The organism is Thiosulfatihalobacter marinus (assembly GCF_016019955.1).
In the GTDB taxonomy this organism is placed as follows: Bacteria; Pseudomonadota; Alphaproteobacteria; order Rhodobacterales; family Rhodobacteraceae; genus Shimia; species Shimia marinus_A.
On the sequence record NZ_JAECRZ010000007.1, the window covers coordinates 154,063 to 167,291 of the forward strand.

Below are 13,229 nucleotides of genomic sequence, written 5' to 3' on the forward strand. Positions count from 1 at the left end.
GAAAAAGAGGGTGGTATGGGTGTCGGGCGGATCATCGAGACAAACGAATGCGTGGCCGAGGGGGCGGCGTGGCTGGCGGCGCGCGATACCCGGTTGGCGGCGGCGCTGGCGCTGACCGGGCCGTTGCCGTTGCGGCGCAGGCCGGACGGGTTTGACCAGTTGCTGAGCGCAATCGTCAGCCAGCAGGTGAGCGTGGCCTCGGCGGCGGCGATCTGGAAGCGGCTGGAGGCAGCGCGGCTGACCGGGCCGCGCGGGATCATGGCGGCCGGTGACGAAGAATTGCGGGGCTGCGGGTTGAGCCGCCAGAAGATCCGCTATGCCCGGGCGCTGGCGGCGGCGGGGATCGATTTCGCCGGCTTGCGCATTGCGCCCGATGGGGCGGTGGTGGCCAGGCTGACCGAGGTGCCGGGGATCGGTGCCTGGACGGCGGAAATCTATGCGATGTTTTCGCTGGGGCGGGCGGATGTGTTTGCGCCGGGCGACCTGGCGCTTCAGGAGGCGGCGCGTCTGTTGTTTGAATTACCGGACCGCCCAAAGGAGCGGGTGCTGCGGCAAATGGCCGAAGCCTGGGCGCCCTGGCGATCGGTTGCGGCGCGGCTGTTATGGGCCTACTACCGGGTGGCCAAGGACAGGGAAGGGATCCGATGACTCGCGTACTCAATACACTCCGCCGGGAACCGCAATCGGGGGAGATCCGGTCGGTGGTGATCTTTCTGCACGGGTATGGCGCCAATGGGGCCGATCTGATCGGGCTGGCCGATCCGCTGGCGGAGCATTTGCCAGACACGTTGTTTCTGAGCCCGGACGCGCCAGAGGAAATTCCGGGGATGCCGATGGGGCGGCAGTGGTTTCCGATCCCGTGGATCGACGGATCGTCCGAGGAGGAAAGCGCGCGCGGCATGGCGGCGGCGGCGGATGATCTGAATGCGTTTCTGGACGCGGTGATGGTGGACGAGGATGTGCTGCCCGAACAGGTGGTGCTGTTCGGGTTCAGCCAGGGCACGATGATGGGCCTGCATGTCGGGCTGCGCCGCGAGGACGAGATGGCGGGGATCGTGGCGTTCTCGGGGCGGTTGATGGCGCCGGAACTGCTGGAGGACGAGGTGGTGAGCAAGCCGCCGATCCTGTTGGTGCATGGGGACATGGATGACGTGGTGCCGGTGCAGTCGCTTCCTGAAGCCGCCGAAGCCCTGCAAAAGGCCGGTTTCACGGATGTGTATGCCCATATCATGAAGGGCACGGCGCATGGCATCGCGCCGGACGGGCTGAGCGTGGCGCTGGCCTTCATGCGCGACAAACTGCATCTTTGAGCGGCTTCGGAGGGGTCGGGACGTGGTAATTCTGCCATAACGTGGCCGGGCAAGGGCGCCCGGCGCGGCGATTCGCGCCAACAGGCTTTCAGAAATGTCAGATGGCGTTTATGAACGGATCAGACCGATTGTTTTGACTATTGGAGTGCGTGATGTTCCACCGGATTTTGAACACTTTGCCGTTGCCGCGACACAAGGCGGTTCTGGCGGGTGGCGTGGCGGCCCTGGTGCTTGGATCCGGCGGCGCGTTGGTTGCGCAGGATGTACCGCTGGAAAATCAGCCGGTGCGGTTGTTCACTATGGAAACGGCCGAGACCTATTCCGCGGGAACGCTGGAACTGAAGGTCGGGACGATGCAGACCGACCCCAATATTTCGAACGCCACCGGGAACCAGCTGTATTTCGGGGGCGGATCCTATGCGGTCAACGACCGGTTCAGCTTTGGGATCGATCTGTCGACCTATGAAGATCCGGTGCTCAAGCCGATCAACGGATCCTATCCGCCGATCAAGATGAACACCGCCGCGCTGTGGGGCAAGTACCGCCTGTATATGGGCGAGCGGGTGACGGTTTCGGCGCTGCTGTCGCTGGAGGACGTGGTGCAGCTGCGCTCGCCCTTGTGGGGGGGCGACAACCGGGGTGTATTTGTCGGGGCCGCAAAGCTGCCGATCACCTATCGGGCGTCCGACACGCTGGCGCTGCATGTGACCCCTGCCGTGTCGGTTTTCCCGTCCACATTGGGTGGCTCGGCCTTTTATGGCACGATCGGAAGTCTTGGTCTGGGGGCAAGTGTGAAGCCCAACCCGCGGCTGACGCTTTACGGGTCTGTGGACATGCCTGTGAGCGGCGGCAATACGCTGACACAGAGTGCGACGTTCAAGAAAGTGCCGGTCTGGACGGCGGGTGCGCGCTATAACGTGACGCCGAAGATCGCCCTGGAAGGCTATGTGACCAATGGCATCGGAAGCACGCCGGCGACATCCATTCTGACCTTCTGGCCGGATGGCGACACGGTCCTGCTGGGCGCGCAGCTGGTTTATACACCGGGCGCCAGCCGCCCGGTGAGCTATCGGGGCACGCCGGCGCCGGTGACGCGGCGGCAGGTCAACCTGCAACAGGACGGATTCACGCTGGGTCGCGCGGATATACTTGAGCCGGGCACGATGCGTCTGGGTGCCTGGGGCGGGGCGGACAATACGCTGGGTGGCATCGTGGCATTCAGCCCGGATCGCGATGCAGAGATCCAGTTTGCCTGGGACAAGTATTCGGACAATGCCACCGCGTCGGCCTTGGTGCCGGGAACCAATATGCGGTACATGATCGGCGGAAAGCTGCGGTTCATGGATCAGGATAACGGCAACCCGTTCAGCCTGACCGGGCGGGTGCTTTATGGTCGTCAGATCAACGCGAACCCGGGGATTGGCGTATTTTTCATCGAGGGGCTCGCGGGCTACAAGATGAGCGGAGGCCGGCTGACCCTGACGGCGGCCCCGAAGGTGGCCGGGTATTCCAAGGTGCGCGTGGCCGGTTTGGGGCTTGGGCTGAACTATGCGCTGTCGGAGTCGCTGGAGCTGATTGCCGAGGCAACGCCGGTTGCCATGGATGCCAGCACGCCAACCTGGGCCGCGGGGCTGCGGTACAATTTCGGGCAGTCCGGATTTGCCATGGATGCCATGGCGACCAACGCGGTTGGCCGCGAGGGGATCGGAACGATGCTGGCCCAGGACGATGTGCTTTTTTCGGTCATGTTGACCAAGACCTTCGATCTGACCGGGCTGAAACGCTGGTAAAACAGATGGGCGCCCGTAAGGCGGTGCCTGACCGGGCTGTGCCGCTTTGCGATTGGCAGGCGTCTGCGTGCGGATTGATCTTGCGCAAAGTGTTGTCTTGAATTGATTTTTCGTCCGGGCCTGGATGGTGTGCAATCCTGTTCCAAATGTCATGGGAACGTCATGCCGGTGTGGCAGGCTGGCGGCAAGATGCCATAGATGGTGAGGCTTGCCAGATGTCTGCCACGATATATAGTAGAACAAAGAGCTGGGGCGGGGGCGCCCGTCTCGGTGTCGGATAACAGGCGGACCGGGCGGAGAACGACTCACCATGGACGGCGATTTCAGAACTGAATTCACAAGGCCCTCTGCGGGGTTGAAACAGCATCCGGCATTGGTGTTGAACGCGGATTATCGCCCGTTGTCCTATTACCCGCTGTCACTGTGGCCCTGGCAGGATGCGGTCAAGGCGGCCTATATGGACCGGGTGGATATCGTGGCCGAATATGACGCGGTGGTGCGCAGTCCGTCGACCGAGCTGCGCATCCCGAGTGTGGTGGTTCTGAAAGATTATGTGAAACCTCAAAAGCGCGTGGCCTTCACGCGTTTCAACTTGTTTCTGAGGGATGGGTTCCGCTGTCAGTATTGCGGTGGCAAGGGCGATCTGACCTTTGACCACGTGGTGCCACGCGCGGCGGGCGGTGTGACCAGCTGGCAGAATGTGGTGGCGGCCTGTTCGCCCTGCAATCTGAAGAAGGGATCAAAAAGCCTGCGACGGGCCGGGATGCGGCTGCGCAAACCGCCACGGCAGCCGGGGGCGGAGGAACTGCGCAATCTGGGCCGGCGATTTCCGCCGAATTTCCTGCATGAAAGCTGGATGGACTTTCTGTACTGGGACGCCGAATTGCAGGCGTGATCCAGATAGGGCGCCCGCGTTGCGGGCGCGCAGTCTGTCGCGCTGGCGCGCGGGTGTGGGGCGCTGCCCCAACGTTGAAAATCCGGGGATTTTCAACGTTCCCCGGGATATTTCTTGCCAAAAGAAGGGTGGGTCAGAGGCTGGCGCGGTGCAGCATTCCGAACAGGTCGCGCGGGTCGTCCGGATCGGCGAGCATGTCGAGATCGGTATGGTAGGGGGTGTCGCGGACCTTGTCGCGGACATAACGCAGGGCGGAAAAATCCTCGATCGCGAAACCGACGCTGTCAAACAGGGTGATCTGGCGGTCATCGCTGCGCCCCCGGGCGGTGCCGGCGAGCACCTGCCAGAGTTCGGTGACGGGAAAATCCGGGGGCATTTGCTGAATCTCGCCCTCGATCCGGGTTTGTTCGGGGTATTCCACAAACACCTGTGCGCGGGAGAGGATGCCGCTGGCCAATTCCGTCTTGCCGGGGCAATCGCCGCCGATGGCGTTGATGTGGACCCCGGCGCCGACCATATTGTCGGTCAGGATCCTGGCGTTCTGTTTGTCGGCGGTACAGGTGGTGAGGATCCGGGCGCCCCGGATCGCCTCTTCCGGGGTGGTGCATTTCACGACGGTGAGACCGGTGCCTGAAAGGTTGCGCGCGCATTTCTCGGTGGCGGCGGCGTCCTTGTCATAGAGTCGTACGGTTTTGAGGCCGAGAATGGCCTTCATCGCCAGGGACTGGAATTCGGACTGCGCGCCATTGCCGATCATGGCCATTGTATCGGCCCCTTTGGGCGCGAGGTAGCGCGCGGCGACGGCGGACATGGCGGCGGTGCGCAGGGCGGTGAGGAGGGTCATCTCTGTCAGCAGCACAGGATAGCCGGTATAGACATCGGCCAGCAGGCCGAAAGCGGTGACGGTTTGCAGCCCTTCGGAGGTGTTCTTGGGGTGGCCGTTGACATATTTGAAGCCGTAGGCCTCGCCATCTGATGTGGGCATGAGCTCGATCACGCCGACATCGGAATGGGAGGCGACGCGCGGGGTTTTGTCGAACAGCTCCCAGCGGCGGAAATCCTCTTCGATATAGGTGGCGAGATCGCGCAGCACCTGTTCGATGCCAATGTGATTCACCAGGCGCATCATGTTGTCGACGCTGACGAAGGGCACGAGGGCCTTGGCGGAAGGTTGGGTCATGTGAAGCTCCGGGTCGGACGGTCGAAGACGCGGCGGCCCAGGGCGGAGGCGGCGAGATCCACCATCAGCTTGGCCGTGCGGCCGCGTTCATCCAGGAATGGGTTGAGTTCGACGAGATCCATCGAGGTGACAAGGCCGCTGTCATGCAGCAGTTCCATCACCAGATGGGCCTCGCGCACGGTGGCGCCGCCGGGGACGGTGGTGCCGACGGCGGGGGCCACGGCGGGGTCGAGGAAATCCACGTCCAGCGAGACATGCAGCATGCCGTTGGCGGCGGCGACATCGGCCAGGAAGGCGTTGAGCGGCGGGGCGATGCCGTGTTCGTCGATCCGGCGCATGTCGTGGCAGCGGATGGCGCTGGCCTGGATCGTGTCATGTTCGGCCTGGTCGACCGAGCGCAGCCCGATCATGCAGATGTTTTCCTCGGGCACCGGGTTGTGGACGGGGGGAAAGCCGTCAAAACCCGGGCGGCCGGTGAAATAGGCCACCGGAGTGCCGTGCAGATGGCCAGAACCGGAACTGGCGGGGGTGTGGAAATCGGTATGGGCATCGAGCCAGAGCACGAAGAGCGGGCGCCCCTTGCGGGCGGCGTGATTGGCCACGCCGCTGACCGATCCGGCGGACAGGCTGTGATCGCCGCCCAGGAACAGCGGCACGCCGCGATCCATGGCCGTGTCGGCGACCGCGGCGAGGGTTTGTGTCCAGCCGATGGTTTCGTTGCGCGCGTAGACCGGGGCGTTGGTTGTGTCCGGGTCATGCGGGGCGGGGGCGAGGTTTCCCAGGTCGATCACCTGGTGGCCAAGTTCGGACAGGCTTTGGCCGAGGCCGGCGGTACGGTAGGCATCCGGGCCCATCAGGCATCCGCGGCGGCGTTTGCCGGAGTCCACCGGGGCGCCGATCAGGAGACAGGTTTTGTGGGTCATGGCTGATTTTGCTGTGTCGCGTGTTTCGTGTTTCCTATAAATGCGTCCGAAACGGGAAAAAGCGCAGCGGCTAATTTGCACAGAATGGTCGCTCAATAGACGAAGTGAACGCAAGGGGTGCCAAAATGGATGATGTAGACCGCCGGCTGATTTCCGCGCTGCGCCATGACGCGCGTGCGTCCCTGTCCGATCTGGCGATTCTTCTGGGAGTGTCGCGCACCACGGTGCGGGGGCGGATCGAACGGTTGCGCCAGCGGGGCGATATCGTGGGATTCACCGTGGTCTTGCAGGATGATACCAAGCGCGATCCGGTGCGCGGATTGATGATGCTGGGCATCGAGGGGCGGGGCACGGACCGGATCGTGCGGCAGCTCACCGGCCTGACGGCGGTGCGGGCGATCCACTCGACCAACGGGCGCTGGGATCTGATCCTGGAACTGGGCACGGACACGCTTGAGGCGCTTGACGAGGTGCTGGCGCAGATCCGGCGGCTGGACGGGGTGGCGACCAGCGAGACAAACCTGTTGCTGGCGACGCGCAAATCCGGTTAGCGGCGGACCATGCGCGCGGCGACAACCCAGAGCACGGCGGCGCTGAGCGAGAACAGGGCGTTCAGATTGGCCATGGTAAGGCCGAACATTTCCCAGGGGATGTCATCGCAGCGCACCAGCGGGGCGGCCATGATCTGGTCAAACAGGTCATCCGTGGACAGACCCTGGATGCTGGACGAGGTGCAGGTGGAGGGGCCTTGCCAGAGCTTGCGCTCGACCCCGCTGTGAAAGACGCCGATGGCGCCGGTGGTGGCGACGGACAGCGCGGCGAGATACGGCAGAAGCGTGCCGCCAAGGCCAATTGCCAACAGCCCGAATCCGACGGCGGCCCAGTGCGGATAGCGCTGGTAGAAGCACAGCTTGCAGGGGGCATAGCCGAACACGTACTGAAACACCCAGGCGCCCAGGATCATGGCCACGGAAAAGCCGGTGAGCAGCACGAACAGGGTACGGCGGTTGAGGGTCATAGAGCGCTCACAAGGAAGAAGCCGCCAATCAGCAGCACGAAAAAGACGGTGGTGACAAGGCCAAGGCGACGCTCGATGAAAAGGCGCACGGGGGCGCCGAATTTCCACAGCAGCGCGGCAACCAGGAAAAAGCGGATGCCGCGCGCCAGGATGGCTGTGGCAAGGAATGTGCCAAGGGGCATGGCTGTCCAGCCGGACATGATGGTGATCACCTTGAAGGGGAAGGGGGTGACACCCGCGCCCAGCACGGCCCAGAATCCGATATCGTTGAACCGGGCGTTGAATTCGGCCATGGCATCGGCCTTGCCCAGCGCCGCCAGAATCGGCTGTCCGATCGTGTCAAAGGCAAAGGCGCCGATGGCATAGCCCAGCAGTCCGCCCAGCACCGATGACACCAGCGCCACAAGCGCGATCAGCCAGGCGCGTGACGGGCGGGCCAGGATCATCGGGATCATCAGCACATCGGGCGGGATCGGGAAAAACGAGCTTTCGGCAAAGCTGACCAGCGCCAGCGCCCACAGGGCGCGCGGGTGATCGGCAAGCCGCATTGTCCAGTTATAAAGCCCTTGCAGCATCCCTGCTCCGCTGTCCTGTCATGTGGTCTTGCGTAGGGATTTGACGGCGGAGTGCAAGCAAATAATCGGTGAAGCGGGCTGTGCAATTTGGGCTGGACGCCGCCTTCGGGCTTGGGTAGATCAGGGCCAGTGCCCAAGTGGCGGAATGGTAGACGCAGGGGATTCAAAATCCCCCGCCCGCGAGGGCGTGCCGGTTCGAGTCCGGCCTTGGGTACCATGAAAAGGCAGCGTCCGGGGGCATCCGGCGCTGCCTTTTTTGGTTCCCTGCGGGCGGTCAGGCGGTTTTGGCGGCGTGGTAATCGCTGATCTTTTGTTCGAGAAATTCGGCCGCGCCGATGCCGGTGCCGCGGGATTGATAGGCCGCGGGGCGGGCCAGCGGAATGGCGTGCATGTCGGGATCAAGCTGGCGCATGATCTCGTCATAGAACCGGGTGCGCTGGCGGGATTTCCAATGCACCTGCATCGAAGTGCGGAAAATCAGGCGATCCGATCCGGGCGGCAGATAGAACATGTGATTGTAGCCGTGGAAATTCGCCTGGGGCGGGGCGGTGGTGAGATCCATGTAGGTGAAATCATGAAAATGGCGATCGTGATCGTAGGAAAAACTGTTTGCCCAGGCGCGCAGCTGTTCCATCTTGCGGGCCCGGTCGGCGGCGTCGCCCAGCCCGATGCGAATGCGTTCCAGCGCAAAGGCCATATCCTCGTCCCGGGTGCCGGGACGGCGGGGCCACCAGCGGGCGGTGGCGATTTCAAGAAAATTGCCACGCACCCAGACGCCGCCGGCATCCAGTTTGCGGGCAAATCCGCGTTGCCACCAGTCGTCACCCATATGCATCAGCCCCGAGGCCACGGCAAAGCGGTGGCGCAACGGGATGGCGCGGCGCCGGCGCGGCAGAAAGCTGCCGCGAAATCCGTCGCCGGGCACCTGCGAGAGCATCGGCTGTCCCACCTGCGCGGCCAGTTCCTCGGCCACCCGCAGATCCAGCGTGGTGATATAGTTGTTGGCATAGCAGTAAAGTTTGAGATCGCTGCCGGTCATGTCGGGGCAGGCGGCCAGCAACATGCGGCTGTCACGGCCGCCGGAAATGGCGAAATAGCCCGACAGATCGGTGACGATGGGTTTCATCATCTGGCGCAGCCGGTGCACGACGATTTCGGCCGCGTCGGGCATTGAGAGGGGGGCAAAACCCTCGTCCATGGGCCAGAAACGGCGCTCTGCAAAATCGGTGAGATCGACATAGCGGTTCGCGAGCAGGCGGCGGATATGCCGGTCGGCGGTTTCGCCAAAGCCAAAGCCGCCGGGCGGCAGGTCGGGATCGAAATCAGGCAAGAGTTCGGCCAGTTGCGGATCGGCCAGAACATCGTCATGCAGGCGATAGTTGGGGCTGGGATCGATGTCGCGGTCCAGACACAGCAGCAGGCTGGTGGCAAGGCGGCGGTTGTGCGGATCATAGACCAGCCCGAAAGAGCCGAGAGGATCGTGATAGGCGCGCCGAACCGGCGTGTCACCGGGAAGGTCAAGCAACACGGCATAGCGCCCGCCAAGCCATTTCACCCAGGCTTCGACCCCGGAGGCAAGATCGGGGGCGCTGGCCGACAGGCCCAGCCGGATCCGTTCCCCCAGAAGGGTGCCATCCGCATCAATCGCGCGGCCCAGAACCAGCCCCAGCGGCGTGCCCTCGCGCGAGGTGATTTCGGTGACATGCAGTTCCGGGCTGACATGCAGATAACGCCCGCCAAAAGCGCGCGTGCCAAAGCCGGGCAGGGCGTGCGCACTGTCATGCCATACAAATTGATACCGGAATGTGGTTTCGAAATCGAGGTCCAGCGCCTCGCAGAATTTTTGCCCGAGTAGCTGGGCAGGCTGATCTGACATATGACTGTTTTTTCTAGACTTGTTGTGACTGCTCAGAGTGGTGTCACTGTGCCATAGGCGGTGTGGATCGGCTAGGGAAATATGGGGCCGGATCAGCCTGCACGCTGTTTTTGCGTCCATGTCATCCGGTTGGGGTGGCGTCGATCGGTCAGCCCTGACGGGCGCGCCAGGCGGCCCAATCCTCGGGGGTGTCAAGATCGGTAATGGCGTGGAGACCCGGCAGGGCCACGATACGCAGCCGCCCCGGAAATGCCGCGATCACCGCCCGCGCGCCGGTGTCGCCAGACAGGCCATCGAAGGCGGAAAATGTCGCGCGGGGGAACACGACCGGATGTCCGGCGCGCGTGTCCGCGGACGCGCCGCGCAGGATGGCGTCGGGGTGGGTGTCATGCGCGTCGATCATCGTTGCCAGATCGGTTTCGGTGAGGTCCGGCATGTCGGCGGGCAGGATCATGGCGCCGGTGCATTGTGGCGGCAGGGCCGCGATGCCGGCGCGGATCGTGTGGGACATGCCCTGATCGGCGTCAGCCACGGGCAACAGGTGCAGGTCCATTCCGTTCAGTGCGGCGGCGCGCGCGCCCGGATTGCCCGGCAGGCAGACGATGACAGGGCAGCCCGTGGCCAGGGCGCGCCGCGCCATGTGCGCAATCAGCGGCGTGCCCTGAACGGTTTGCATCAGCTTGTCCTGCCCGCGCATCCGCGAGGATTTACCGGCGGCCAGCAAAAGGATGCCCAGCATCGGGTTACTCCTCGTACCACCAAAGGGCGGGCATCCATTCCGCGCCGTCGCCATAGATCGGCACCACGCCGGGATAGCGCAGCGCGCGCTTGTGCGCGATCCGCCCCACCGCGTAGGTCCATATCGGGATCACAAGCCGAGAGGCGGTAAGCACCCTGTCCAGCGCCCGGGCGGCGGCGGTAAAGTCGTCCTGGCCCTGCGCGGTGAGCATGGCGGCAATCATGGCATCGACGGCGGGCGATTTCAGGCCCATCAGGTTGCGCGACCCCTGTTGATCGGCGGCGTCGCTGCCCCAGTAAAGTGTCTGTTCATTGCCGGGACTGAGCGAGAGGGCCCGGCGGAAATCAGTGATGTGGAAATCGAACGCATTCACGCGCTGGGTATATTGCGCGTTATCCACAAGATCGAGATTGACGGTAATGCCCAGCTGTTCGAGCGTCGGGCGGTACATGTCGATGATGGCCTTGTTCTGGCTGTCGCCCTGGCGCAGCAGGATCGTCAGGGTCAGCGGATTGCCATTGGCGTTTTGCATCCGGCCGTCGACAACTTGCCATCCGGCGTCTTCGAACAGGTCCAGCGCCTTGCGGAAATTGCGGCGGTTGCGGGCAGAGCCATCCGACGTGGGCAGTTCATAGCCAGAGAGCGTGTCAGGGGGCAGCTGGTCGGCGAAGGGCGCCAGCAGGCCAGCCACGCGGCCCGTGGCCGGGCCGGGGCGCATGGCCAGTTGGGAGCCCGAGAAATAGGAGGTGATGCGCGGCTGGCGATTGCCGGTCATGGTGTCGTTGATGAATTCGAAGTTGAAGGCGTGGATCAGCGCGTCGCGCACCCGGATGTCATCAAGGGGAGCGCGGCGCGCGTTCATCACGAAGCCGGTCATGCCGGAGGGCTTTTGATGCGGTATCTCGGATTTGACCACGTCGCCCGAGGTGACGGCGGGAAAATCGTAGCGGCTTGCCCAGGTTTCGGCGTTGAATTCACGTATATAGGACAGCTCGCCGGCCTTGAACGCCTCGAACAGCACATCGCCATCACCATAAAAATCGATGCGGATCTCGTTGAAATTGTTGGTGCCGCGGCGCAGGGGCAGATCGGCGCCCCAATAATCGGGATTGAGGCTAAGTGTGACCTGCCTTCCGGCTTCGAAATCGGACACGACATAGGGGGCTGTACCGATGGGAATGTCCGACAGCGTAGCCGCGGTGAAATCAAGTGTGTCCCATTGGGCCTTTTTCAGGATCGGGCGCAGCCCGGCGATCAGGGCCAGTTCGCGATTGTCGGTGTTGAAGGTGAGGCGCACCGAACGCGGCCCGGTGGCCTGGATCGATTCGACCTGTGTCCAGAAGCCGAGATAGCGCGGATGCCCGACCGTGCCGAGCGTTTCGTAGGACCAGATGACATCCTCGACCGTGACCGGGCTGCCGTCGGAAAAACGTGCCTGGGGACGGAGCGTGAATTCGACCCAGCTGCGATCGGGCGGGGTCTGGATGGATTCGGCTAGCAGGCCGTACAGTGCAAAGGGTTCGTCCCAGTTGCGGCCCATGAGTGATTCGTAGGCGAGGAATCGCAGTTGCCAGGGCGAGGTTCCCTTGCGCAGGAACGGGTTGAGCGAATCAAACCCGCCGGTATTTCCGGTAACGATTCGCCCGCCCTTTGGCGCGTCGGGATTGGCATAGGGCAGCGCGGCGAAATCCGGGGGCAGCGCCGGAGCGCCATACATGGCGATGCCGTGCGCGGGCTGAGCGAAGGCGGGCGCGGCCATGAAAACAACGGCCAAAGCCGCGCAAATGCGCCTTGCGACTGAGAAACATACTGGTGCCATTGCCCGAACAATCCTTTTGTGCCCTTGTTTTATGAGCGCAAAACTAGCGGTGGATTCGTGGGTTATCAAACTTTTAGCTTGGACTCTGAGCGCGTGATTGCTTATAAAGGAGTCACTGCTCGATAGGTTTCTTGCCTGTATGAAACCTGCCTCAATAACTATACCCCGGCCTTGTGCCGGGGTTTTTTTGGCCCGATCGAAAAGTTCCGTAGGAATACGTAAGCCGACATTGCCCCCTTATTTTGCGTTCGCAGCATTGCTATGGTGCGCCTGCGAATTGAAAGGGAAGAGGCATGACTTTGAACGGCAAGACGGCGATCATCACAGGATCCAATTCGGGCATCGGGCTTGGGATCGCGCGGGAACTGGCGCGCGCGGGCGCGAACGTGGTGTTGAATTCGTTCACCGACAGCGACGAAGACCACGCGCTGGCCGCCGAGGTCGCGCGGGAATTCGGGGTTGAGGCGCGCTATGTCAAGGCGGATATGTCCAGGGGCGCGGAGTGCCGTGCGCTGATCGAACAGGCGGGCGGTTGTGACATTCTGGTGAACAATGCCGGGATCCAGCACGTGGCACCGATTGACGAATTCCCGGTGGACAAGTGGGATGCGATCATCGCGATCAACATGAATTCGGCCTTTCATACCACCGCCGCCGCACTGCCGCACATGCGCAAGCGGGGCTGGGGACGGGTGGTCAATATCGCCAGCGCACATGGCTTGACCGCGTCGCCCTTCAAGGCGGCCTATGTCGCGGCCAAGCACGGGGTTGTGGGCATGTCCAAGACCGTGGCGCTGGAAACCGCGCAAGAGCCGATCACCTGCAATGCGATCTGCCCGGGCTATGTTTTGACACCGCTCGTCGAGGCGCAGATTCCGGCCACCATGGAGAAATACGGCATGGGCCGGGACGAGGTGATCAAGAAGGTGATGCTGGAGCGGCAGCCGAGCCGCGAATTCGCAACGGTCGGGCAACTGGGCGGCACGGTGGTGTTCCTGTGTTCGGAGGCGGCGACGCAGATTACCGGGACAACGATTTCGGTGGATGGTGGCTGGACCGCCATGTAGGGCCGGGTGGGGGCGCTGCCCCCACACCCCCGGAGTA

Annotated in this window: 13 protein-coding genes and 1 tRNA gene; 7 read left to right on the forward strand and 7 right to left on the reverse strand. The window is 63.3% G+C overall.

All coding sequences use genetic code 11. The annotated features are described in order from the left end of the window. Nucleotides 1-15 precede the first annotated feature (15 nt). From I3253_RS12425 to I3253_RS12440, 4 genes are all read left to right on the forward strand, one after another. Complete coding sequence (locus I3253_RS12425) at nucleotides 16-648, forward strand: DNA-3-methyladenine glycosylase family protein (RefSeq protein WP_197917997.1); 633 nt, start codon at nucleotides 16-18, stop codon at nucleotides 646-648. Then, nucleotides 645-1,310: an alpha/beta hydrolase gene (locus I3253_RS12430; RefSeq protein WP_197917998.1), complete on the forward strand. Its 666-nt coding sequence runs from the start codon at nucleotides 645-647 to the stop codon at nucleotides 1,308-1,310. Before I3253_RS12425 ends, I3253_RS12430 begins: the two co-directional genes overlap by 4 nt. 152 nt (nucleotides 1,311-1,462) lie before the next feature. Then, nucleotides 1,463-3,100, forward strand: coding sequence for a hypothetical protein (locus tag I3253_RS12435; protein WP_197917999.1), 1,638 nt, complete (start codon nucleotides 1,463-1,465; stop codon nucleotides 3,098-3,100). A gap of 310 nt (nucleotides 3,101-3,410) precedes the next feature. Next, nucleotides 3,411-3,995 carry an HNH endonuclease gene (locus I3253_RS12440; protein WP_197918000.1) on the forward strand — a complete coding sequence of 195 codons (585 nt, stop codon included), beginning with the start codon at nucleotides 3,411-3,413 and terminating at the stop codon, nucleotides 3,993-3,995. 133 nt (nucleotides 3,996-4,128) lie between these two features. Here I3253_RS12440 and I3253_RS12445 read toward each other — a convergent pair whose 3' ends face one another. Both I3253_RS12445 and rocF read right to left on the reverse strand, forming a co-directional pair. Next, nucleotides 4,129-5,175 carry an ornithine cyclodeaminase gene (locus tag I3253_RS12445; RefSeq protein WP_197918001.1) on the reverse strand — a complete coding sequence of 349 codons (1,047 nt, stop codon included), beginning with the start codon at nucleotides 5,173-5,175 and terminating at the stop codon, nucleotides 4,129-4,131. Continuing rightward, nucleotides 5,172-6,098 carry an arginase gene (gene rocF, locus I3253_RS12450; protein WP_197918002.1) on the reverse strand — a complete coding sequence of 309 codons (927 nt, stop codon included), beginning with the start codon at nucleotides 6,096-6,098 and terminating at the stop codon, nucleotides 5,172-5,174. The genes I3253_RS12445 and rocF overlap by 4 nt, the downstream gene beginning before the upstream one ends. Before the next feature lie 125 nt (nucleotides 6,099-6,223). Between rocF and I3253_RS12455 the strand changes: the two genes are divergently transcribed. Next, nucleotides 6,224-6,649, forward strand: coding sequence for an Lrp/AsnC family transcriptional regulator (locus I3253_RS12455; protein ID WP_197918003.1), 426 nt, complete (start codon nucleotides 6,224-6,226; stop codon nucleotides 6,647-6,649). Here I3253_RS12455 and I3253_RS12460 read toward each other — a convergent pair. After that, nucleotides 6,646-7,116 (reverse strand): disulfide bond formation protein B, encoded by a 471-nt coding sequence (locus I3253_RS12460; RefSeq protein ID WP_197918004.1) that lies wholly within the window; start codon nucleotides 7,114-7,116, stop codon nucleotides 6,646-6,648. The genes I3253_RS12455 and I3253_RS12460 overlap by 4 nt on opposite strands. Further along, the gene (locus I3253_RS12465) at nucleotides 7,113-7,691 is read right to left on the reverse strand and encodes a YqaA family protein (protein WP_197918005.1); all 579 of its coding nucleotides are present in this window, start codon (nucleotides 7,689-7,691) and stop codon (nucleotides 7,113-7,115) included. The genes I3253_RS12460 and I3253_RS12465 overlap by 4 nt, the downstream gene beginning before the upstream one ends. A gap of 131 nt (nucleotides 7,692-7,822) precedes the next feature. On the opposite strand from I3253_RS12465, the gene I3253_RS12470 reads away from it, so the two are divergent. Beyond that, nucleotides 7,823-7,908: transfer RNA gene (locus I3253_RS12470), tRNA-Leu, on the forward strand. A gap of 57 nt (nucleotides 7,909-7,965) precedes the next feature. Here the strand turns inward: I3253_RS12470 and I3253_RS12475 are convergent. From I3253_RS12475 to I3253_RS12485, 3 genes are all read right to left on the reverse strand, one after another. Beyond that, the gene (locus tag I3253_RS12475) at nucleotides 7,966-9,567 is read right to left on the reverse strand and encodes a hypothetical protein (protein WP_197918006.1); all 1,602 of its coding nucleotides are present in this window, start codon (nucleotides 9,565-9,567) and stop codon (nucleotides 7,966-7,968) included. A gap of 148 nt (nucleotides 9,568-9,715) precedes the next feature. Then, a complete protein-coding gene (locus I3253_RS12480) occupies nucleotides 9,716-10,306 on the reverse strand; it encodes a nucleotidyltransferase family protein (RefSeq protein ID WP_197918007.1) in 591 nt (196 codons plus the stop codon). Between the two features lie 4 nt (nucleotides 10,307-10,310). Next, a complete protein-coding gene (locus I3253_RS12485; protein ID WP_197918008.1) occupies nucleotides 10,311-12,125 on the reverse strand; it encodes an extracellular solute-binding protein in 1,815 nt (604 codons plus the stop codon). 293 nt (nucleotides 12,126-12,418) lie between these two features. On the opposite strand from I3253_RS12485, the gene I3253_RS12490 reads away from it, so the two are divergent. Beyond that, nucleotides 12,419-13,192, forward strand: a complete 774-nt coding sequence (locus tag I3253_RS12490; RefSeq protein WP_197918009.1) for a 3-hydroxybutyrate dehydrogenase — start codon at nucleotides 12,419-12,421, stop codon at nucleotides 13,190-13,192. Nucleotides 13,193-13,229 lie beyond the last annotated feature (37 nt).